Origin of the sequence: Maribacter forsetii DSM 18668 (assembly GCF_000744105.1) — a bacterium.
GTDB lineage: Bacteria > Bacteroidota > Bacteroidia > Flavobacteriales > Flavobacteriaceae > Maribacter > Maribacter forsetii.
In genome coordinates this window covers 1963545-1985956 of record NZ_JQLH01000001.1, presented here as the reverse complement: position 1 = coordinate 1985956, position 22412 = coordinate 1963545, and the positions used below count along the sequence as shown (strand labels likewise).

Here is a 22412-nt window from a genome sequence, read left to right as displayed (position 1 = left end):
GTCGCGAAAAGCTCCTCGCAAAGACGAAACCTAATGTCAATTCGAGCGCAGTCGAGAACTATTAAGTTAGAATCTCACAAGTATTGCATTTCGACTACACTTTCCATAACGGCAGGCAGGCTCAATGTAACATCGTAAACCCTAATTCAAATATTGCACAAATTCAACAGATTGCTTCGTCGCAAAAAAAGCTCCTAGCAATGACGGCTTAATAACAATCTGTTTTTAGCTGACCGCTCTTTTCAAAAGCTTCAAAACTGATGGTTTTGTTGCCTTGCAGTATTCTTTCTAACACATCAAGAACATCATGTTGCATGGCTAGGGAACCGCAAATCATGATGGTACCACCAAGATTAATGGTTTTTAAAACCAAATCTTTTTGTGCTAAAACAGCCTCTTGCACGTATTGTTTCTCGCCTTCCCTGGAAAATGAAGTAAATACCTGTAAGTTTTTATGATTAGAAGCTTCTTTTTCCAAAACGGAATTATAAATCTCCATAGAAGCCTTTTCACGTCCTCCCCAGAACATAGAGATATTCTGAGTTGTATTTTCAGAGATCATTCCTAAAAACGGAGCTATACCGGTTCCATTTGAGATAAAAATTGAATTTTTTGAATTTTCTGGTAAATGAAAATGCGGATTCACATCTATTGCAGCCTGAATAGTGTCCGCTACATTTAAATTAAAAAGATAATTTGAGCCTCTTCCCATTTTATGCTTTTTTACACTCAACAGAACATCGTTACCAATTTTAGCTATGGAGTATTGACGAACGGTATCATCATTGGCGGGAAAAATTGCCAACAAATCGCCCGAAGTAAATTCAATATGTGATTTTGGCTGTAATCGTAACAAGAAGGTATCATCCACATTCAAATCTGTTCGCTTTAAAACTTCAAACTCTACTTTCTTATATTTCTTCTTTTTGACCAACGGTCTTTCGACAGGAATTATGAACCCCAGTTTATTTGTCAACTGAATCATCCAAAGTTCAAAAGATTCAAAATCTGCTTTGTTTATTTTAAATAGTGGCAATTGCTGCGTAAAATTATCGGAAGCCGATAACTGCTCATCTAAATCTATCGCGAACTTACAGTAATCGGGATAATCCAAAGAACCGAAACCAACTACCGAAAAACCCACCGAATTCGGCTGCTGTACTTCTGAAAATTTTGAACGGAATTTACGCGCATTTGTTGGCGGCTCACCTTCACCATACGTAGATGTGAAAATGATTATATTTTTCGCCTTTTCATAGGTGCTATATTTATTAAGCTCGGTCAAATAGACCTTCTTCCCTACTTGCGATAATCCGTTATACAAACGTTGGGCAAAATCGAAAGCAGTACCACTTTCCGAACCGACCAAAATAACAAACTCGCATTCATCCTTATCTGCCATCTTGGTAATGCGCTTTCCTTTCTTTCTACGTTTTAGGGTCATTACAAAACCTGAATACATAAAGAATAAAATAGAAGCACTGGCAAGTAACAGAATAATGGACCAAATGACATTTCCTTCACCCGTATGCAGTACCAAACTTAATCGTGAAGCCAAAGTTACAAAAGGATAATCTCCACTACTTACTATTTCACCGGTCTGCTGATTTACCTCAACCTCCTTATCCTGTAAAGCTATGAGGTAGTATTCTTCTGGATCATTTGAAAAGGGAAATTCTACCCGACGAATATCTGCCAAACTCGTTTCCGCAAAAAAAGGTATATCGGTAATATTATCGTATTGCGGAGCTGCATCGGCTACTGTCGCTTCAGATTGTTCTACAACGGCATCTGGCAATAAATTAAATTTTTCCGCGGATAAATAGACTCCCGTAAATGCAAGTATAACAATGGGAATAAAAAAGCATCTACTGAGCACCACATGGTAGCGCAGTTCAAAATAATCTCTTTGGACTTTAGAAAACAGTTTTAAAAATCCGCCTTGGCGTTTTGCTAACAATACCAAGCCTGTAATGGCAATAATGAATAATAGTAAGGAAATAAGACCGACAAAAAATCGCCCTACACTTTTAAGAAATAAAGAACGGTGTACATTGGTCGCAAAAGAGTAAATGGCAGGTCGCTCTGTAACTTCACCCAATTGCTCACCTGTTTTTGGGTCGATATAAACATCTAAAGTTTCCATCTCCATTGTAAGTACCGAAGCCTTTACGAACCCCGATGATTCTACTTCCAAGCCCAGCACCTCATCATAAGAACTTTTTAAAGCTTCTATCGTAGTTGCCAAGGGCACATCTTCCAAATTTTCAACAGCATAGCCTTTTGCCTGATGAGAAATAGGTTCAACCGCAAGAATAATTCCCGTAACGGAAGCCACTATTAAAAACAGTGAAGAAACCAAGGCAAGTGTAAGATGACTATAGCGCCAAATAGAAATGGTCATAAATGGAAATGTAATTTTGTGATCTTATTATTTTAAAAATTCCAGAATGTCTGTACTAAGACATTCTGGAATATATAATTGTGATTGTAAAAAAAATACTTAATGTCATTTCGAGCGCAGTCTAGAACTTATAGGTTCGTATCTCACAACCAATGCTTTTCGACTGCGCTCAATGTGACACGCTAACTAAAAATCGTCATAAAACAATCTGCTTCACGGGAACCCAAATCTCATATACCGGCACCATTCAGCAGATTACTTCGTCACGAAAAGATCCTCGCAATGACGTTTTCAATTTAAAACTATTACTGAGGTAGCATACGTACGTAACGAATGAATCCTTTTCCTTCTACTTTTGTTTTTAAATTCTCTGTAGTTAACGGGAACTGAATATCATCTGCATAGTACCCTTGATCCTCCACAGAAGTTTCAAATCGTAAGTGATACCCTTGGCCTATTTTATCCGTAGGAATTTGTAGAACATTCAGTGCACGTTCTCCGCCACTAATTGTTTCCCCAGAAATAGCATCGATATTCGGGCGGTGTTTTCCGTAGAATTTCCACCACTCGGTAATTTCACTGTACCACTCACTGTCTTTACCTTGTACATATAATGTCTCAATATATTCGTTATCGGCATCAACAATCGATACGATTAAATAAGCACCTTCGCCAGAATAATTCGTTAGCTGAATAAGACATTTTACCGCTGTTTTATCTACTGCGGTAAATGCTAATAATGACCCGACCAATACTACTGCCGGAATAAATTTTAAAAATCTCTTCATCTCTATAATTGGTTTGATTTTCTTATTGCTTTAAGAAGTTCAATGATGTATTTCCTTTTTGTAACATTTCGTTTTCACTAGCCAAATCGTAAACCGTTTCTTCAAAATCGGTCGTACTATTTGCATCGGCTCCTTTAGCAATTAGAAACTTAAGCAGCTTATCATTTTCCGCTTTCATAGCAGCTATGTGCAATGCAGTCATGCCTTCATCATTTTTAGCATTTACATCGATATCGAAATCAGCTATTTTTTTTAGTAACTGAAGGTCGTTCTTTTTAGCAGCAACATGGTATAAGGTATTACCTTCGCCTTGAACAGTATTGAACTGCAAACCTTTTGCTTTTAACAAAGGTAATTTAGCATCAAAAGCTTTTGCATTTCTTTTGTTATAAGAATCTACCAAGAAGTATGCAGCAGTATTACCTTCCGCATCTTTAGCATTGATATCTGCACCTTTTTCAATTAAAAACCCAACAACATCTGCCTTGTTACCATGAGCGGCAAGCATTAAAGCAGTTTCACCATCTTTATTTGCGGTATTAAAGTCCTTCACATCTTTAGCCAATAACTGAACTATTTTTAATTCATTTCTTTCAACAGCATTTAAAAACGGAGTGTTTCCTTTTTTATCCGCTTGGTTTACATCTGCACCAGCATCTAAGAACAAGTTAAAAATTGCCTCATCCTTATTACCTGAAGCTAAACGATGTAAAGGTGTGCTTCCGCTAGCCTCAACAATATTAGGTTCCAAACCTAGACCTTTTAAGTATGTATATACCGGAAGACCGTTACTAAAACCACGACTACCTTGTGATGCAAACATAAAAGCATTACCACCGTTGTTGTTTAGCGACTTGTAATCCACTCCTTTTGCCACTAATAATTTTAGAAAATCGATATTTCCTTTCTTAGAAGCATAGTTGAAAATTCCGTTGCCGTCTTCATCTTTACTATCTAAAGCCAAGCCATTATCCAAGAAGAATTTTAAATCATCCTCACTTTTAAGAGAGGGCGCAGCCAATAATAAAAGATTGGCACCATGTTCATTTTTCTCTTCAACCAAATTCACACCTTTAGCTTCAAAAGCTTTGTAAATTTCAGGATTTGTAAGTCCCGCATTTGCTCCAAAAGTAAGCGGTGTATAACGGTGGCTATCCAAAGCGGTAACCGAAGCACCATTATCCAATAAGTATTTTACCAATTCTGCATCACCGGCGTAACTTGCCCAGTGTAAATAAATACGGCTATCATGAGTTTTCTTGTCTACAGCGTTACCTTCAAGAGATAATAAATACTTAACTACCTCGGTATCGGCTTTGCTTGTAATCGCCAATGTAGTAGCATCAAAAGAATTACTGTCTAAAGCAACAGGGTCGTTACCTTCTACTATTTTTTGCTTAACAGTGGCAACATCCGGATTATTTTTCCAGAATTTACGGTCTAAAAGTTCGTTTTTCTGCTGTGCTAAACCAGTGAAGCTTACAAACAACAGAGCGGTCAGGGCTATTTGTTTTACGGTTTTCATGTTCTTATTTTTTAACGAATGATTCAATTACTTCTTCAATTTCATCTTCTTGATTATATTCATCATCAAAAAGATATTTATACAAAACTTTATTATCTACTTTTTCTTCTAAAGTAAGGTCTTGATCTCTACCATAAACATCATCCCACTTGGTACGTACTATTACCCATTTATCGGTGTTGGTTTTCCACCAAGCAGCAGCTGCGGCACATCTGCTATCATCAACCTTCACATACGTATTGTATCCTTTTTCTTGAGCCAAAATAACATCTTCCTTACCTGATTCACGAATTACCTTTGTATTATCTTGATCATGTAACCAACCATAGTCGGTAACTTCATGACGGTTGCCACGAACGGTTAAATTATAATCACTTCTTGTAGTGTACTCACGTCTTGGTAAAGGTGCATCTGCTGTATTCTCCCAGTAGCTTTTACCATCTACATGTACCCAAGTTGAAGACCCTTCGTATCTAGGACTATCATCTACCTGATACACTTTTTGTGTCCACTGGCCTTTTACCTGATCAGCAGGCAATTTTGAGAATGTCCATGTATTATCTGCATTGTAAGAGTACAAGTCCCTATTCTCAAATAACCAATCTTGTCTCCAGTGCTTTACAATATGTGGCTCTGCAGGGTTACCCACTTGCAACAAATGTTGAATAGAGATTTTATCGTCTTCATCTGTTATCAACTCTGCCCACTCTAAACCTTTATCAACTTTGGTCTTAGATGGCTTGTATAGCGAATCTGTACTGTGATTAAATGTCTCAGCGAAGTTAAATGTTACTTCAAAACAACCGCACATACTCTTTATAGCCTCACGGTCATCTTTCATCTTTGTCTTTTGAGCAATAGCACTAGCGGATATTACTAGAGCCATTATGGTAGGTAATACTGTTTTCATTTTACAGGTCTGTTAATTTTTATGTTCGATAACAAAAATAGTTATTTTAATTTATTCTAAATAAGAATTGTTTATATATTTGCAGTGTTATTAAGAATTGGTCTAAATAAATATAATGCGATTTCGATTAGTATCAACAATACTACTTATAGGTACTCAGTTTGTAGCGGCACAAAGCCAAATAGAAAATCCTAAAGACTCTATAGTATCACAGCAATTAGACGAAGTTATTGTTACCGCAACAAGAACAGAAAAGCAGTTGTCTTCACTTCCCCTGCCCGTAACTTTAGTAGGCAAAAAGCAAATTATAAAATCTGGAACCGTACGACTTAATGAAATACTGAACGAGCAAACGGGTATTATTACCGTGACCGATGAAAGCGGATTTCAAGGTGTACAGATACAGGGTATAGCATCAGACTATATCCTTATACTCATTGATGGTGTTCCCCTAGTAGGTAGAAGTGCCGGAAATTTCGATTTAAGTCGACTTACCGTTGGGAATATTAAACAGATTGAAGTAGTAAAAGGTCCGTCGAGCAGTTTATACGGTTCTGAAGCTTTAGGCGGAGTGATAAATATCATCACAGAAAAACAGAAGACCGAAGATTTAAGTGGTAATGCATCCTACAGAATAGGAAGTTACACACAGCAAGACATCAACCTAGATATTAAACAAGGGTTTGAAAAGTTTCGCTACGGATTTTTTGCGAACCGATTTTCATCCGAAGGGTATGACCTAAATGAAGATGTAGAAGGGCAAACCGTAAACCCGTTTACCAATTACACTTTAAACGGTAGATTATATTATGATTTTAATGACAAACTAACACTTTTCACTTCCGGACGGTTTTATGATCAGAAGCAAGATGCCGGTTTTACCTTAGACGGTATTCAATATGAAGGTGATACCAAAGAACGTGAATGGAACGCACACGCCAGACTAGACCACAAATGGATCCCAAATCTTACGATGGCCTATGAACTGTACTATACCAATTATGTGGCTACAGAATTATTGGCGGATCCTATTTCTACCGATGTTTTAAGTGATAGTGATTTTGACCAAAAGTTATTTAGACCAGAGGTACGCGGCAGCTATATATTTGCCCAAAACAGCAACGAGAATATCGGGTTCCAAAACGGAACTTTAACTGCAGGCGCTGGTTTACAGGTAGATGAATTGGACAGGACCTATTTTGATGAAACCGTAAATTTCACTTCGCAATATGTATATGCGCAGTATGATTTTGACCCTATTGAAAAACTGAACGTTATTGCAGGTGCCCGTTTTGATAATCACTCTGAATACAACAATCAATTCAGCCCAAAATTGGCATTACGCTACCAGTTAAACGAGAACCTTGCTATAAAAGGATCGGTAGGCTACGGCTTTAAAGCACCAGATTTTAGGCAATTGTATTTTGACTTTACCAACTCCGCCGTTGGCTATACCGTACTTGGCTACAATGTGGCCTTAGACAAGTTACAAGAATTAGAAGAACAAGAACAGATATTGAATGTTGTAGTTTCTGAAGATGACCTAAGCAAACCATTGGAAGCAGAAAGTTCTATTGGCTACAACCTAGGGTTCAATTTAAAACATGGCAGAGGTACTACCGATGTCAATTTCTTTAGAAACGATTTTAAGAACCTGATCGACACGCGAATTATTGCGAGCAAAACCAACGGACAAAATGTATTCAGTTACATGAATTTTGATGAAATATACACCACTGGTTTTGAAATCAACTCAAGCTATAAACTTACCGATGAACTGAACATTAGTGCCGGATACCAATTGCTTTATGCTTTTGACAAACAGAAAAAGCAAGACGTAAAAGATAATCAAGTATTTGTTCGCGATGCAGAAAGTGGGCAGTCGGTCGCACTAGCACAGTCAGACTATTTCGGCTTAGTGAATCGTTCGCGACACAACGCCAACTTTAAGGTATTTTATGATATACCGTCTGCCAGTACCAATGTAAATATGCGTGTACTGTATAGAAGTAAATACGCACAGTACGACACCAATGGTAACGGACTTATAGATAGTTTCGACACCAGTTTTATAGATGGGTTCGTAACCGTAAATGCGGCAGTGAGTAAAACCTTTTATTCTGATTTCACATTACAGGTAGGTGCCAATAATTTATTGGACTATACCGATAACAATATCCCGACAATGCCGGGAATTCAAGGATACGTAAAATTAAATTATCAATTCTAACCCACCTGACAACGCGCAGGTTTTAATTACAATTACCATGACGAAGAACATTTTAGCAGTAGCATTTTTAGCAGTGGCATTCGCCTCTTGTAGCAATGATGATGACAGTACACCAACAGATCCAGTACAAACAGAAACAGTAAGCAATTTATATGCACCACAAACAGGTGGGCAAGGACAACCCGTAGGTGGCGAGTTTGCCAAGTTCGATTTTGAAACAGGCGCAACAACTACTAGCGATACCGACTGGGACATTGCTTTTAGAGGAACAACAATTGCCGTGAACGGTGGCGTTGCAACAGGTACAACAGATGAACCAACAAGAAACGGAGATGTTAGCGCTGCAATAGTAACTGGAACATTTACCAGTGTAACCTCTGCCGCTGACCTTACTTTCAACCAAGACTCAGAAACATCATTTGCCATACCAACAGGTAGCGATAATGGCTGGTACAATTATAATTCTGAAAGCTTTACCGTTACCGCTATACCTGGTAAAGTGTTTGTTTTTAAAACTACAGAAGGTAATTATGTTAAGGTAGAATTTATTAGCTACTACGAAGATGCCCCAGCGGTGCCGGATCCATTTACCGATGCAACACCTTACTACACTTTTAATTATGTGTACAACCCTAACGTAGGGGAAACTTCTTTTGAATAGTTTGTTTTAATTTAAGTTGTTTATAAAAGCTCGTCTGTTAAGACGGGCTTTTTTGTTTTTGAACTTTTAAAATAAACGGTAGCAAACATATATTAACCGATTAGTATACTGCCATGTTACTATATTCATTGGTATTACCAAGTTATTGATTACATTGTATCTAAAATAGATATAAAGTAACTTGTTACTGTATACAATTGTTGTGCAAACATTTGATGAAAAACCTGAACTATATATTAATTTTCTTTCTGATTTTAAGTTCATGCTCAAATTTTGAAGAAAAAAAACCACTGAATGACCTATTCTCACAAGATTATATAAGGTTTCAATCGGAGAATGAAATCGGAATTATTGATTTAGATTCAACAACAAACTTCTTGGATTTAAGAGAAAAAATGGGAGAATTGACTTGCCTAGGAAAAGTTTCTGGTTTAAAATTCGAGTTGAACGAAACACGCTATCACATTACTGGGTTTTCAGATTGTCCGACTTCAGGAGAAACTGGTTGTTACTTCAGAAGAAATCATTTGACAATTAGAAACGACTCATTAATAATTGGATATGGAAAAGAAAAGGAGAAAAAACCTATAAACTATTTGAAAACAGAACTGAATAATATTATAGAGAAACCTCATAATTTTAAATATAATGAAAACAAAGTTAAGCCAGCTTTGATTCATTTCTATGTAGAAGACAATTATCCGATTTCAACGACCATAAATGTTTTAAAAGAAATAGCAGAACAATTTTCAGCATTAAATTCTAAAAACGATTCCGATTTTTTTGAATATAACATACTTTTTGTGGGTTATGATATTTCAAGTATTCCTCCTCCTCCACCACCAATACCGAATGAATTTAATATGGATTAATAATAAAAAAACGATTTACCAATCGAGTAGACGGCTCTCTCAATTAAAGAAGAGTGCACCCCTCACACCACCGTACGTACGGGTCTCGTATACGGCGATTCGTAAACCATAAAACCAAGGCTTTGGCACTATCTTCTAATTTAGGCATAGGCTACAACATGTGCTCCTATGCGAATTTTGAAGAGAATTACGTTCGGTCCTTCCTTGTTTATGAGACCTCTAGGGTAATGCCCTAACTCGTTTCCTGTAAGTACTATGACCTCTGCTGACTTCTTCATATAGCTACACGTAACTTTGGAGACCTCCCCCAGGTAAGAACATCTTCTTTCGCTCAATAACTGCCGTATCTACATAATCATCCTTTTGGTTCTCTAGGGGCGTTACAATGATGCGATGCACTGAGCCCGCCGAAGTGTGCTTGTTTACCCAAATAAATATGCCTTCGTATACGGTTCCTTCTTGGTTTATCCCGAGTACAGCCAAAGGGTCAGTACCGAGTTTTGTAGTCTCACTTTCTTCAGATGTAACCTCGCGGTTACCACCCTTGCGACTTACTAATGCTTCCAGAAGTTACTCCAGCGCATAAGGGACTTACACCCTCTAAATAAATCCTTATATTGCTATAAGGTAAAGATGCTCATACTGGGTACACACAATGTGTATAAAAAATTGCTATTTTGTACTAATCAAAATGGAGTTGCGTATTTGCACACATCTGATTTTCCTTTGGAAAATCCTCGAGCACAAACAACGCAACTTTCCATACACAAGAACGTTGTGCTTCATTAAAAATAAGATTGAGATAAAAAATTAAATGACAACTTATAAAAAAAAATCCTCTTACATTCTACTTGTTTTTATTATAGCCTTAGTTTTAATAATAAGCTCAGTAAAGATATTTTTACCATCTAATTATTTTCAATTAAATATTGGGTTTTATTTAATAACAGCAACTATCATTTGCATTATGTTGTTTTATTACATGAATAAAAAAGTCTCCTATTTAACGATTAGCGAAAGAGATTTAACAAAAAAAAATATTCTAAAAAAAAATACAATTAGACTTGATGAAATTGTAGGTTTTGAAAAAGAATATTGGACATCCACCTACTCTAAATCATTGAGGTACATTCTACTCAAAACCAACAATAAAGACATTAAAATAGACCTATATTATGAAGATATTAATGAAATAATAAACTGGATAGAAACAAATTTTATTGATTTAAATGCTGTGGTAGCTCAAAAAGAATGGGAACAAGTACTAAACAATAAAGAAATTGGAATGAACAGATTTGAACGTCTGCAACAAGTAAAAAAAGCAAAAAATATAGCTATCTTACTTAATGGTGCTTCAATTATAATATTTCCTTTCTATTTTTTCTCACTAACACGCCCATTTATAATAATACCAGCTCTCATTATTCCTTTGTTGTCATTTATTGCAATTTTCTATTTTAAAGGGATTATAAAGTTTGATGACTTTTCAGGAAAATCAGATGACCATAGAGTTGAAAAACAATCAGATCCCGCCACTCACAATTCTTCAGTTAATGCTTATATTTTAGGGGCTATAGGATTACCCACACTTATATTGTTTGGTATATATTTTATAGACTATAATGTTATCAATTTTAATGGTTTATGGAAAACAGCATTACTTACTTCGACAATAATTTTTGTATTATGCTTAATTAGAACCAAAGAATTTAAGTCTAATAAAGTATTGAGCTATGTGAGTTTATCTATGATATATGTTCTAATTTTTGGATATACTTTTTCTGGTGCTATAGTTTTAAATTGTGCTTTAGATTTTTCTACGCCAAAAAAAGAGACTAGTGTTATTATTAATAAATACGTCTCCGGTGGAAAATATGATTATTATAATATTGTTATAGATAAAATAAATAAAAACAAACCTGTAAAATTGAGAGTTAATGAAGTTATGTACAATGAACTACAGATTAATACTAATTTTACTTTTTTTAATAAAGAGGGATTATTAAAAATGGATTGGGTGTCATTTGATAAATAACGAAAGCACAATCAAGTGGATGGCTCCGCCATCAAATGACGGAGTGCACCCCTCACACCACCGTACGTACGAGTCTCGTATACGGCGGTTCGTAAATCATAAAATCAAGGCTCTTTCCTCCCTTGGCACTATCTTCTAATTTAGGCTTAGGCTACAACATGTGCTCCTATGCGAATTTTGAAGAGAATTACGTTCGGTCCTTTCTTGTTCGTGAGACCTCTAGGGTATTGCCCTAGCTCGTTTCCCGTAAGTACTATGCCCTCTGCTGACTTCTCCATGTAGCTACACGTAACTTTGGAGACCTCCCGTAGGTAAGAACATCTTCTTTCTCTCGATCCCTGCCGTATCTAAATACTTACCCTTTTGTAATCTTGGTGCGTTACAATGATGCGATGCACTGAGCCTGCCGAAGAGTGCTTGCTTACCCAAATAAATATGCCTCCGTATACGGTTCCTGCTTAGTTTATCCTGAGCACAGCCGAAGGGTCAGTACCGAGTTTTGTAGTCTCGCTTTCTTCAGATGTAACCTCGCAGTTACCACCCTTGCGACTTACTAATACTTCCAGACGTTACCCCAGCGCATAAGGGACTTACACCCTCTAAATAAATCCTTATATTGCTATAAGGTAAAGATACCCATACTGGGCACACACACCGTATAAAATTAATTGCTAGTGCAAGCCTACTTACGAAAATCCTTGCGGATTTTCTATTCGGTTTGTATTTGCTAAATTAGGTGCTTAAACCACGCAACTAATCTTATACAATCACGTTAGGCACAAGCTGAAAAAAAATGAAACCCGAAGAATTTAAAGACATATGGACTTCCGAAGAAGACATTCTTAATCCTATCAACGCAAATAGGTTAAATGGACTTGGATTGTCTGAAACGTCTATCGAATTTCTTAAAATAGCAGGACTTCCAAGAAGCGCTGCACCATTTCTTAGTTTTGTGACGGACTCAGATGACATATATAAAGGAATTAAGAAACTCACTAACGTTTATGATTTTTTGGAACCTAAATTTGACAAGTACATAGTTATCGGAGATTGTAATGACGGAGACCCGATTGTCATAAATACTGAAAAGAATGACCAAATAGAACATCTTGACCACGAAGACTATTTCTCCTCAAGACTATTTAACTCAGACATTAGCTCAATGACTGATTGTTTAATTGCATATCGAAATTTTGTTGAAAGAGTTCAAAAAGAAAACGGAGAAAACGCATTTATGAATTCAAATTTTTCCGATGAACTATTTGAAAAATTGAAATCGGACTTAAACTTAGCGGATTCAAAAATTATGGAAAATAATGGATTTTGGGCTGAGCAAATAGAAATGGATTTAGAAATGCGAGAAGATAGTCGCAATGAGGTGTAAAAAGCCTGTGCCTAACAGTAGTAACCGTTGCACAAGTCATTAATCCCTCAAAAAACGGATTTATACAAGCCTCTTTACCGGGCTTTTTTTTGACCACTCAGAAAGGCAAAGCTAGTTTTGGACGCTTTAAAGAAGGATCTAACAGTAATTAAAGGCATTTTTGACAAGTATTGCAAAAGCGGGTGTTCCTTCCCCACTTTCCACAAGTTTTTGGTTGAATTTCAGGTACTTTTTCAGATTGTAGGTGATCGCAGATAGGTGCATTACCTTGTTGGCCTGTTCCAGCCCAATGATTTAGAAAAGTGTAATCATCCACCTTACATGCCAACACCTCAAAGTGGAGAATTTATTGATCTTATACAGTTTTTTCGTTAACTTGTGCAATAGGTACAATGAAGACCTCTACTAGTACAAATAGTGTTGCATTTAAAAGCATAAACTAGTTTTTAAAGTCCGAGAAGTTGAAAAAAATTACATAACAAAAAATTCGTGCTACAAGCCAAGAAGAACTTAATCACCTATTACCAAATTACTACGCCTAGCCTAAATATCAGTTATAAGAATGAAATTTAAACATAAAATCATATTTGCGATATTTACCTGTATAGTTATCGTTTCTTATTTATTTAGTACGATAACTGAAGGAGAATATTACAGGCTTTATAGTCCAGATGGTCAATATAGCGTCTACGCATCTAGAGATAAATATTTCAATTTTATCGCTCCATTTGAGAAATTCAGCGATGCCGGTGGTAGAATTCATGTATATGATGAACTAGAAAATAAGCCAATTGGTTCATCTTCTATTGATATGATTTCAAATATTAACGAACTGTTTTGGAGTGAAGAAGAATTATACTCAAAAGGTTCTATGAACAGTATTCAACTACCTAGAAAAATAAGCTCAAAAATCATTAATAAATATGATTCCTCATTACCAAATAAACATTCATGGAATCTTTTTATTCAAGGAAAAAAATATAAGGTTTACGAAACATCAAACAATAGGTTAAACGTAAGTGATGAAAACGAAAAAATTCTCTTAGAAGATATTGCATATATTTCACAAATAACCAATGGCTTTCAGGTTCTCACCAAAAACACTGAAATTAAATACTATGACCCAAATTTAAATAAACTTAAAAAAGCACCAGATTCAAAAATAATACATCAAGAAGAATGTGGAAATGTTACAACATATAATCTTAAGATAGAAGAAAAAGATAAATTTTATATTATTAAAAAAGCAATTGGCTTTACAAACTATAGTTCTGAAAACTATATAGTTATTGATTCTTTAAATAAGGAAAAAATTAAAGACACCTACTTTTTAAACAAAAAACGTGAGTTGGCTTATGATGAAAATTCTCAACAAGAAGAAATTATATTTTTAAATTTTGATTCTTATACTGGGGTTTGGAGTGAAAAATACGGAATAGAATATTTTGACAGCATTGATCTAGAAAGCGACCCCATAAAAGTTATGAGAGATAATCTTATGGGGTATTACAATACAACACCTACAACATTTTTAAAACTAGATCCTTTTGAGTTCAACTTGGCAAAATTTGAAAAAGATGATGCTAATGGAGAAAAAAAATATGGCTATGTGGATAGAAATGGCAGGTGTTTTTACAAATAGTTAGAATATAAATCCATTATAATCAATTGCTTTGCCAAGAACATTAATAAAAGGATTTTGAATTTCTTACTGATTGAAATGATATTCCTTTTACTCAATAATTTGATAGAAATGACAAGAGAAGAAATTCTAAAAAATGGTATTTGAGCCACAGGAAAAATGAATGTGTATTCTGATTATAATCTAAAAATGAAAATACCTGGCTCACCTTTCTAAAACTCTATCCCCTACTCCTTTTTGTTCTATTAATTATCTTATCTTCAAGTTCATAAACAAACGTACCAGCTTCACCCTATCAAATATTTAATAAAACATATGCTAAAATTTAATAATGCTACTATCAACTTTCTATTTTTTATAATATCAATTTCTATTTTAAGTGCTCAGTCCGATGATTGCAGCTGTAAAAAGGATTTAGAATTTTTAAATGAAAAAATTGAAAAAACACCTTCATATAAAGTAAATGAAACAGTTTACCAAACAGCATTTATGAAAACTAAAAAAAGCATTGCCAATTTAAATTCTGGATATGAGTGTTTTCTTCAATTGAATAAATTAATGCTATCCCTAAACGATAGGCATTGCAATCTATACGGTATAGATAAAGGTTTAGACAAAGAGTCTAAAGAAAATACAGCTGCAATTGAAATATTTAAAACAAGTAAACTTTACACACTTTACCCTAGACCTAAAATAGATTTAGACAGCCTTAAAACATCATTAAAAAAGGAACCTTTTAATTCGGTTGAAGGTATTTATTACAGAAAAGATTATATGACTCTTGGGGTATATAAAATTCCGAAAAGTGATTCTTTCAGAGCAATAATTTTAGAGTCTCAAAATGATGTTTGGGAGGTTGGAGAAGTAATTTACACCTTAGTGCCCTACGGTAGTAATTATTTATTAGGAGTTGGTGGTAGTTTGACCAGTAAGAGAATGATCGCTTATACAGAAAAGATAAAAAATGGTGTTTTTCTTACTACGCAATTTCAAAAAGACCCATTAGCAAATAATTATTCTGTTTCCATACACCCAGATTCTACCTATCTAAGAGATGAATTATCAAATGAAACAACCTATTTAAAAGTAGGTAGCTTTAACTCATGGAATCCAACACTTACTAAGGCAGATAATTTTTACCAGTCATTAGAAGGTACTTTGACAAAGAACAACTTAGTATTAGACCTACGAGATAACGGAGGTGGTGGAGACCGAAATTCAAACGGGCTTTATAAAATTTTTAAAAAATATACAAAACAAAATCAGCTTTATGTATTAGTTAATCACAGAACCGCTAGTAATGCGGAACAGTTTGCCTTTAAGCTAAGTGGTTTTGATAATTGTACAATTCTTGGAAATAGAACAAATGGTACAGCATCCTATGAATTAGTGGGTGCTAACTACACGTTACCCTGTGAAGATTACTTAGCAGTTTTAACATCTAAAAAGCATGCTAATTATATGGAGTTAGAATCTACCGGAATTGAACCAGATGTAACATTAACCCTTGAAGAAAGCTGGTTAACACAAGTTCAAAACTATATTCAAGAAAAATAATAAATCCCCTAGTCTAGATTAATTCTTATAACGCCTACTATGAATAGAATGCTACTGCTTATTGTTTTTATTACATTAAACACGTATTCCCAAAACAAGCGACTAAGAGATTATGGTATAGAGGTTGGCGTTTTAAAAACAGGCATCAATAATGCAATTACTGACGTTGATGATGTAAGCGTTGGCCATACTACTTTAATTCTAGGCAATAGTATTAGAACGGGAGTCACAGCTATACTCCCCCACTCTGGAAATCTGTTTCAACTAAAATCCCCTGCCGCTATATATTTAGGAAATGGCTTTGGAAAATTGGCAGGCTATACTCAAGTCAAAGAACTAGGTAATATTGAAACACCTATAATCTTGACCAATACCTTAAGCGTACCGGTAGCTTCAGATGCCTTAATTACATACACTCTAGAAAATGAAGAGAATAAGAATGTACATTCGGTCAACTCGATCGTTGGGGAAACCAATGACGGTCATCTTAATGATATTAGAGGAAGACATGTTAAAGAAGAACATGTATTAAGTGCTATAAAGAATGCTAAAACAGGTACGGTTCTTGAAGGTAATGTTGGTGCTGGCACAGGTACCATCTGTTTTCAGTATAAAGGAGGTATAGGTACTTCTTCTCGTGTTATCCCGGAATCTTTTGGCGGCTATACGGTAGGTGTTTTGGTACAGACAAATTTTGGCGGTGTCTTTGAACTGAACGGTGTACCCATTGCCAAAGAACTAGATAATTATTCTAGAAATTTCACCTATGATGTGGACGGCTCTTGTATGATCGTAGTTATGACAGATGCCCCGCTTAGCGCAAGAAACCTTGAAAGGCTGGCAAAAAGAGCCATTATGGGATTGGCAAAAACAGGAGGAATTGCTTCTAATGGCAGTGGAGACTATGTGATAGCGGTTTCAACGGCAAAAGAGAATCTAATTCCGTATCATAGTTCTTCTTTAGTCAATGAGAAAAAAGAATTACGCAATGGCGCCATATCCCCATTATTCTTAGGGGTAATTGAAGCTACGGAAGAAGCTATTTTAAATTCCTTATTGGCTGCAAAAAGCATGACGGGTAGAGATGGTCATGAAATAAAATCATTACCCATAGACAAAGTTCTTGAAATACTAAAAAAGTATAATAGGTTAGGAAAGAGTGATTAGTTTGGATTAGAATATTAGAAAGCTATAAACTAACTTCACTCCCCTTATTTTCCAGTTAATTACCCTACCTTCAAACAAATAACACCACCAACTTATATAACAGTATTTGATTTCCAATTCAACAAATCTAAAATGAACTTAAAATATACATTAGGGTCTATCATAACAATTCCGCTATTACCCTTCATGTATTTTCAAGGTAAAAAGATCAAGCAAACTGTACCGCGTTTGCCAGAAGCAGAAGGTATTAAAGGGGTTGCATTAGTTTCTTCTAACAAAACACTTCGCTTACTTACTATTGGTGAAAGCACTATTGCGGGTGTAGGTGTTAAAACCCATAAAGAAGGATTTACAGGTTTCCTTGCCAAGGAATTGGCTGCCGCTTTACATACCAATGTAGATTGGAAAGTATATGCTAAAAGCGGATACACGGCAAAAAAAGTAAATAATAAAATCATAGGGCATATTACAGAAGAGTCTGTTGACCTAATTGTTATTGGTCTTGGTGGTAATGATGCTTTTGAACTGAACTCTCCCAAAAAATGGAACAGAGACGTTAGAGAGCTAATTAAAAGTATTAGAGTTAAATTTAACAATGTACCCATTGTTTTTACAAATATGCCACCCATAAAAGAATTCCCGGCTTTTACAACGATCATAAAATTTACAATTGGCAATCTGGTTGATATGCTAGGTGAGGAATTAAAGGGCATTGTAAAAGATTTTGATCAAGTGTATTACTATGCACTAAAGCCTTCTAGCGAAGATTATATTAAAAGATTCAATCTAAAAATAGAACCCTCTGAATTTTTCGTTGACGGGGTTCATCCGTCAAAACGAACATATCATATTTGGGCAAAAGATGTTTCAAACTTTATAACGCAATCAGAAGAAATTAAAAATAACCTAGACTATAACCTATCATCAATTTAGATTTAAACATTATTTAATGAGTATATCGGACTTACTTTTTGGAAAAAAGAAAACTTTTGATCACCCTGTATTAGGTACTTTAAAAAGTGATAGAATTAAAGGCGACAACCAAACTAAAACCTATACTTGGCGTGGTAGTTTATTAGTTAGTCCTAATAGCATGGAAACACTTTTTTACTTAGAAGGCAACAACGCTGCCCCTTTTAGCAATCACACAGATTTTGTGTGTCAACTGGCTGAGAATTGGCACAGCGAACATTTACCTAATATTGAAGAAAAAATCAATAAAAAAGGAATTGACAAAGTTGAACCATTCTCTAATTGGAAAAAAGATCTTTACCTAGCTGCCATCTATGCAGCAAATAAAAAAAATACTGATTTTGAATTGACATTAGAACCAATAGATAACGAAAACTTAGATGCCATAGGCATCGATGTCAAAAATGGGATGATTACAAACGTTGAAATTTATTAATTACATATAACCACATTAATAATTCACCTAAATATTGCTTTTGTACTATTCTTAATAGGATACTAAATGAGTAATATTTAATTTTCCTGATGATAATTCATAAATACTAATTTGAATTTATTCCAACACAAAATTTCAATTAAAACAATATTCTACAAAATATGGGCATATTTAAAAATCTCTTCGGAGGAGATAAACCAAAAGAAAAATCTGAAATCGATTCCGCTAAATTTAAAGCAATTGATAAAACAGACTATACCAGTCTTGAAGAATTAATTGAACAACATGCGGGACTTTCTTTTGAAAAACAATTAGTTTTTGGAGATGTAATCGGTTCAAACGCATGGGAGCTTGATATGGGAAAAGGAAATATCATTTTTGGCGACCTAGACTTTCCTATTCAAATAATAGGCTCTCTTTCTTTTAATGATAGTTCTTGGATGTGGGGATGGGCAAACGCAAAAAGTGGTATGCCAGAAAACCTATTGGTTCAATCAAACCAAATTAAAGAAATTGGACAAACAAAGAACATTAAAGAACTAACTGATGGTCATTTTAATGTGGAAGAAGGTTTTGAACATAAAATAGGAATGATGGCCTGTGGACTTTTTAAATGTAAAAGTTATTACTGCGCCAATTACGGACAAGGTACTCTGGTAGTTACCATAAACGATAACAAAATACCTGAAATAGACAAAAGCAGAATAGAAAAGGTTCTGACTAATTTTCCTCAATTAATAAGTGCAGTAGATTTAAACCACATGAACACATTCAAGAACTACTTAATTGACAGAGATTTTGAACTAAACATTACGGATAACAAAATTGAAGGTATGAAAAATGGCAAGGTGCTAACTGCTGAATTTGATGAATTGAAGAGAATGAAATCTTTAAATGGGAAACTGTAATTTGTATTCTAAATAATACAACTTTATAAAATACTGTGAGAGTTGATAAAATATAGCCACCACCATGAATGAACACCTAAAACCTATAGCGCATTTTCTTGAAAACAATAATGTAGATTTTGACGAAGATGATTTTGTAGAATTGCAGTATGATGTTGTTGATCAATTAGAAGAACATAATATAGGTCTTGAAATTATTACAGATGTTCTTGAATTAATGGAAACAAACCCGCTAGTAGAATTTGGTTCTCCCGGTCCCCTAACTCACTTCATTGAAAGTTTCTACATGGAACATAAAAGAGAATATGAAAACCTATTAGAAGCATCTGTAACACGCAAACCATCTGTACACTCCTTATGGTTATTGAATCGTGTCATAAATGGTAGCGATGAAAAAAGAGCTTTGCAGCTCACCAATATTATGAGATCTATTTATGAGAATAATCAGCTTGACAAAGAGATTAGTAATGTTGCCCAACATTTTTTAGAATGAGTTCAACTTAACTTACATCTAGTAAATAGTCATTTTATAAATTAAAATAGCTTAAAGGCTTAAATAAAAGTTTTACATATTTTTATGTAGTTTATATAATAATCTAGTTGCATATATTCTAATAATATGACCGATGTGAATAGTTTTTTAGAGAAAGAATTTGACTTAACAATTATTGATTACAAACAGTTAGCTGGTTATGACAATCTAAATTACCGCATTACTACGACCAACTGCACTTACATTTACAAAACCTATCAATACTCAGAAGTTACTTTTGATATGGTTAAAGCAGAGAATGATACACTATTATTCCTTCAAAATGATTTTGAAAAAGAAATCCCAAAACCGATTCCGTTTAAAGGTGGCACATACGTAAAAACTTTCTCAAACAACGAGAAACCAACCATATGCCGAATGCTTTCTTTTTTGGAAGGCGATTTTTTAGGTGATGTACTATTAAACAAGCAAATAGCTGAATCTCTTGGTGCCTTTCTAGCAAAATTAGATTTGAAACTAAAAGGTTTTAAAAATTATACGATACAGAGCAGACAATGGGAATGGGACCTCCAATATTTCCATTTAAACAGAAAACACATCAATGAAATTACAAATGCGACGGATAGAAATATCGTACGTTACTTTTTTAATCAATTTGAAGAAAATGTAAAACCGCTTTTTCCTGAATTAAGAAAGCAAATCATACATAATGATGCCAACGAATGGAATGTTCTAGTGCAACATAACAAAGTTACTGGTATAATAGATTTCGGGGATCTTGCACATTCTTTTCTTATTAATGAGCTAGCTATCGCCATTACCTATACCTGTTATGACAAAGAAAATCCTTTAGAATGGGCGGTACTATTATTAAAGGCTTACCATCAAAAACTTCCTCTTGAAGCTAAAGAAATAAGTATACTTTACTACCTAATAGCAGCCAGGTTATGCACCAGTGTTTGTAACTCTGCACACGCAAAAAAGGTGAATCCAGATAATGTCTACGCATACGTTAGTGAGCAATCTGCCTGGAAAATGTTATACCATTGGTTAGCTATAAATCCTATACACGCTGAAAATGAATTTAGAAAAGCAGCTAATTTCCCTATTAAAAAATTTGACACAATACCGAGTCTTTTAAAAAGAAGGTTTAAACATATAAGTCCTATTTTATCTACCAGCTACAAAGAGCCTATACAAATGGTTAAATCTGCATTTCAATATATGTATGATGCAGAAGGAAATACATTTTTAGATGCCTATAACAACATACCGCATGTTGGTCATTCTCACCCAAAAGTGGTAGAAGCTGCCCAACATCAACTAGCGAAACTAAATACAAACACGCGCTATATTTATGATGAACTAGCGGATTATGCCGAAAAACTTCTAGAACATTTTCCTTCACAATTAAATAAAGTTTTTTTTGTAAATTCAGGTAGTGCAGCAAGTGATCTAGCCATACGCTTGGCAAATAACCATACTAGAAGTAATACTATGATGGTGATGGAATCTGGTTACCACGGCAACACCCAATTAGCTATAGACATTAGCGACTACAAATTCAATAACTCAAAAGGTCAAGGTCAAAAAAGCCATATCATTAAAGCGACACTACCAGACACATATAGGGGTAAATACAATGCTAATGACCCAAATGCCGGAACATTATACGGTAAAGATGCCGTTGCTCAAATAAATCAAAGTAAACACCCAATTTCCGCTTTCATAAGTGAACCCATTTTAGGTTGTGCAGGGCAAGTACCATTAGCTGATGGCTATTTAAAAGAAGTATACCCGGCCATAAGAGCACAAGGAGGCGTTTGTATAAGTGATGAAGTACAAACAGGTTTTGGTAGACTAGGAGACCATTTCTGGGGATATGAAGCACATGGTGTCATACCAGATATAGTCATTTTGGGTAAACCCATAGCCAATGGTCACCCTATGGGTGCGGTGGTCTGCACAGAAGAAATTGCAAAATCATTTGAAAAAGGTGTTGAGTTTTTCAGCTCGTTTGGTGGCAACCCTGTTTCTTGCGTTATTGCAAGTGCAGTTCTAGATGTTATAGCAGAAGAAAAACTACAGGAGAAAGCAAAAATTGTTGGAGATTATTATATGGCTCTTTTAAAAGATTTAATGCAAAAATATAGCTGTATTGGCAATGTTAGAGGCTCTGGTTTATTTATCGGTTTTGAAATCGTTAAGGATAATACCAAAACACCAAATACTACATTAGCCAGCCATATTAAAAACGAATTAAGAAATAAACACATTTTGGTAAGCACAGACGGTCCATTTAATAATGTTATTAAAACGAAGCCTCCGTTATGTTTCAGTAAAAAAGATGCGGAAAATGTGGTTATGACCGTTAATGAAATTCTAGAAAAATATTATAGTATTGGAGCATAAACTCTACTATACAAAC

Annotated in this window: 19 protein-coding genes; 13 read left to right on the top strand and 6 right to left on the bottom strand. The window is 34.9% G+C overall.

What is annotated here, in order from left to right; all coding sequences use genetic code 11:
- Window positions 1–208: 208 nt before the first annotated feature.
- The 4 genes from P177_RS08240 to P177_RS08225 form a co-directional block, all read right to left on the bottom strand.
- Window positions 209–2404, bottom strand: coding sequence for a PepSY domain-containing protein (locus tag P177_RS08240; protein ID WP_051941762.1), 2196 nt, complete (start codon window positions 2402–2404; stop codon window positions 209–211).
- Between the two features lie 305 nt (window positions 2405–2709).
- Window positions 2710–3192 (bottom strand): DUF2271 domain-containing protein, encoded by a 483-nt coding sequence (locus P177_RS08235; protein ID WP_157486498.1) that lies wholly within the window; start codon window positions 3190–3192, stop codon window positions 2710–2712.
- Window positions 3193–3214: 22 nt separating this feature from the next.
- Window positions 3215–4717, bottom strand: coding sequence for an ankyrin repeat domain-containing protein (locus P177_RS08230; protein WP_036153816.1), 1503 nt, complete (start codon window positions 4715–4717; stop codon window positions 3215–3217).
- Window positions 4718–4721: 4 nt separating this feature from the next.
- Window positions 4722–5627 (bottom strand): DUF6607 family protein, encoded by a 906-nt coding sequence (locus tag P177_RS08225; RefSeq protein ID WP_036153814.1) that lies wholly within the window; start codon window positions 5625–5627, stop codon window positions 4722–4724.
- A 115-nt stretch (window positions 5628–5742) separates the two neighbouring features.
- Between P177_RS08225 and P177_RS08220 the strand changes: the two genes are divergently transcribed.
- The 3 genes from P177_RS08220 to P177_RS08210 all read left to right on the top strand — a co-directional run bounded on the left by P177_RS08220 (window position 5743) and on the right by P177_RS08210 (window position 9390).
- Window positions 5743–7857: a TonB-dependent receptor plug domain-containing protein gene (locus tag P177_RS08220; RefSeq protein WP_036153812.1), complete on the top strand. Its 2115-nt coding sequence runs from the start codon at window positions 5743–5745 to the stop codon at window positions 7855–7857.
- A gap of 37 nt (window positions 7858–7894) precedes the next feature.
- A complete protein-coding gene (locus P177_RS08215) occupies window positions 7895–8518 on the top strand; it encodes an HmuY family protein (protein WP_036153810.1) in 624 nt (207 codons plus the stop codon).
- Window positions 8519–8733: 215 nt separating this feature from the next.
- Window positions 8734–9390 carry a hypothetical protein gene (locus P177_RS08210; RefSeq protein WP_036153808.1) on the top strand — a complete coding sequence of 219 codons (657 nt, stop codon included), beginning with the start codon at window positions 8734–8736 and terminating at the stop codon, window positions 9388–9390.
- Between the two features lie 140 nt (window positions 9391–9530).
- Here the strand turns inward: P177_RS08210 and P177_RS20045 are convergent, their stop codons facing one another.
- Window positions 9531–9668 (bottom strand): hypothetical protein, encoded by a 138-nt coding sequence (locus P177_RS20045; RefSeq protein WP_157486497.1) that lies wholly within the window; start codon window positions 9666–9668, stop codon window positions 9531–9533.
- Between the two features lie 536 nt (window positions 9669–10204).
- On the opposite strand from P177_RS20045, the gene P177_RS08205 reads away from it, so the two are divergent.
- Window positions 10205–11425, top strand: a complete 1221-nt coding sequence (locus tag P177_RS08205) for a hypothetical protein (protein WP_157486496.1) — start codon at window positions 10205–10207, stop codon at window positions 11423–11425.
- A 146-nt stretch (window positions 11426–11571) separates the two neighbouring features.
- Here P177_RS08205 and P177_RS20475 read toward each other — a convergent pair whose 3' ends face one another.
- Window positions 11572–11703 carry a hypothetical protein gene (locus P177_RS20475; RefSeq protein ID WP_262493311.1) on the bottom strand — a complete coding sequence of 44 codons (132 nt, stop codon included), beginning with the start codon at window positions 11701–11703 and terminating at the stop codon, window positions 11572–11574.
- A 515-nt stretch (window positions 11704–12218) separates the two neighbouring features.
- On the opposite strand from P177_RS20475, the gene P177_RS08200 reads away from it, so the two are divergent.
- The 9 genes from P177_RS08200 to P177_RS08160 all read left to right on the top strand — a co-directional run bounded on the left by P177_RS08200 (window position 12219) and on the right by P177_RS08160 (window position 22396).
- Window positions 12219–12809, top strand: a complete 591-nt coding sequence (locus P177_RS08200; protein ID WP_036153804.1) for an SUKH-4 family immunity protein — start codon at window positions 12219–12221, stop codon at window positions 12807–12809.
- Window positions 12810–13371: 562 nt separating this feature from the next.
- Entirely contained in the window at window positions 13372–14451 is a 1080-nt protein-coding gene (locus P177_RS08195; protein ID WP_036153802.1) for a hypothetical protein, read from the top strand.
- Between the two features lie 315 nt (window positions 14452–14766).
- Window positions 14767–16008, top strand: coding sequence for a S41 family peptidase (locus tag P177_RS08190; protein ID WP_036153800.1), 1242 nt, complete (start codon window positions 14767–14769; stop codon window positions 16006–16008).
- A gap of 39 nt (window positions 16009–16047) precedes the next feature.
- On the top strand, window positions 16048–17175 hold the full coding sequence (locus P177_RS08185; RefSeq protein ID WP_036153797.1) for a DmpA family aminopeptidase: 1128 nt from the start codon (window positions 16048–16050) through the stop codon (window positions 17173–17175).
- 132 nt (window positions 17176–17307) lie between these two features.
- A complete protein-coding gene (locus tag P177_RS08180; protein ID WP_036153794.1) occupies window positions 17308–18108 on the top strand; it encodes an SGNH/GDSL hydrolase family protein in 801 nt (266 codons plus the stop codon).
- 16 nt (window positions 18109–18124) lie between these two features.
- A complete protein-coding gene (locus tag P177_RS08175) occupies window positions 18125–18583 on the top strand; it encodes a hypothetical protein (RefSeq protein ID WP_036153793.1) in 459 nt (152 codons plus the stop codon).
- Window positions 18584–18744: 161 nt separating this feature from the next.
- The gene (locus P177_RS08170; RefSeq protein WP_157486495.1) at window positions 18745–19491 is read left to right on the top strand and encodes a DUF6882 domain-containing protein; all 747 of its coding nucleotides are present in this window, start codon (window positions 18745–18747) and stop codon (window positions 19489–19491) included.
- Between the two features lie 64 nt (window positions 19492–19555).
- Window positions 19556–19984, top strand: coding sequence for a hypothetical protein (locus P177_RS08165; protein ID WP_051941761.1), 429 nt, complete (start codon window positions 19556–19558; stop codon window positions 19982–19984).
- Window positions 19985–20110: 126 nt separating this feature from the next.
- Entirely contained in the window at window positions 20111–22396 is a 2286-nt protein-coding gene (locus tag P177_RS08160) for an aminotransferase class III-fold pyridoxal phosphate-dependent enzyme (protein ID WP_036153791.1), read from the top strand.
- Window positions 22397–22412 lie beyond the last annotated feature (16 nt).

Coding starts and splice junctions, on each gene's coding strand:
- P177_RS08240 (WP_051941762.1), bottom strand. CDS start 2,404: ATGACCATTTCTATTTGGCGCTATAGTCATCTTACACTTGCCTTGGTT.
- P177_RS20045 (WP_157486497.1), bottom strand. CDS start 9,668: ATGAAGAAGTCAGCAGAGGTCATAGTACTTACAGGAAACGAGTTAGGG.
- P177_RS08185 (WP_036153797.1), top strand. CDS start 16,048: ATGAATAGAATGCTACTGCTTATTGTTTTTATTACATTAAACACGTAT.
- P177_RS08235 (WP_157486498.1), bottom strand. CDS start 3,192: ATGAAGAGATTTTTAAAATTTATTCCGGCAGTAGTATTGGTCGGGTCA.
- P177_RS08210 (WP_036153808.1), top strand. CDS start 8,734: ATGAAAAACCTGAACTATATATTAATTTTCTTTCTGATTTTAAGTTCA.
- P177_RS08200 (WP_036153804.1), top strand. CDS start 12,219: ATGAAACCCGAAGAATTTAAAGACATATGGACTTCCGAAGAAGACATT.
- P177_RS08195 (WP_036153802.1), top strand. CDS start 13,372: ATGAAATTTAAACATAAAATCATATTTGCGATATTTACCTGTATAGTT.
- P177_RS08170 (WP_157486495.1), top strand. CDS start 18,745: ATGGGCATATTTAAAAATCTCTTCGGAGGAGATAAACCAAAAGAAAAA.
- P177_RS08215 (WP_036153810.1), top strand. CDS start 7,895: ATGACGAAGAACATTTTAGCAGTAGCATTTTTAGCAGTGGCATTCGCC.
- P177_RS08225 (WP_036153814.1), bottom strand. CDS start 5,627: ATGAAAACAGTATTACCTACCATAATGGCTCTAGTAATATCCGCTAGT.
- P177_RS08205 (WP_157486496.1), top strand. CDS start 10,205: ATGACAACTTATAAAAAAAAATCCTCTTACATTCTACTTGTTTTTATT.
- P177_RS08230 (WP_036153816.1), bottom strand. CDS start 4,717: ATGAAAACCGTAAAACAAATAGCCCTGACCGCTCTGTTGTTTGTAAGC.
- P177_RS08160 (WP_036153791.1), top strand. CDS start 20,111: ATGACCGATGTGAATAGTTTTTTAGAGAAAGAATTTGACTTAACAATT.
- P177_RS08190 (WP_036153800.1), top strand. CDS start 14,767: ATGCTAAAATTTAATAATGCTACTATCAACTTTCTATTTTTTATAATA.
- P177_RS08180 (WP_036153794.1), top strand. CDS start 17,308: ATGAACTTAAAATATACATTAGGGTCTATCATAACAATTCCGCTATTA.
- P177_RS08165 (WP_051941761.1), top strand. CDS start 19,556: ATGAATGAACACCTAAAACCTATAGCGCATTTTCTTGAAAACAATAAT.
- P177_RS08175 (WP_036153793.1), top strand. CDS start 18,125: ATGAGTATATCGGACTTACTTTTTGGAAAAAAGAAAACTTTTGATCAC.
- P177_RS08220 (WP_036153812.1), top strand. CDS start 5,743: ATGCGATTTCGATTAGTATCAACAATACTACTTATAGGTACTCAGTTT.
- P177_RS20475 (WP_262493311.1), bottom strand. CDS start 11,703: ATGGAGAAGTCAGCAGAGGGCATAGTACTTACGGGAAACGAGCTAGGG.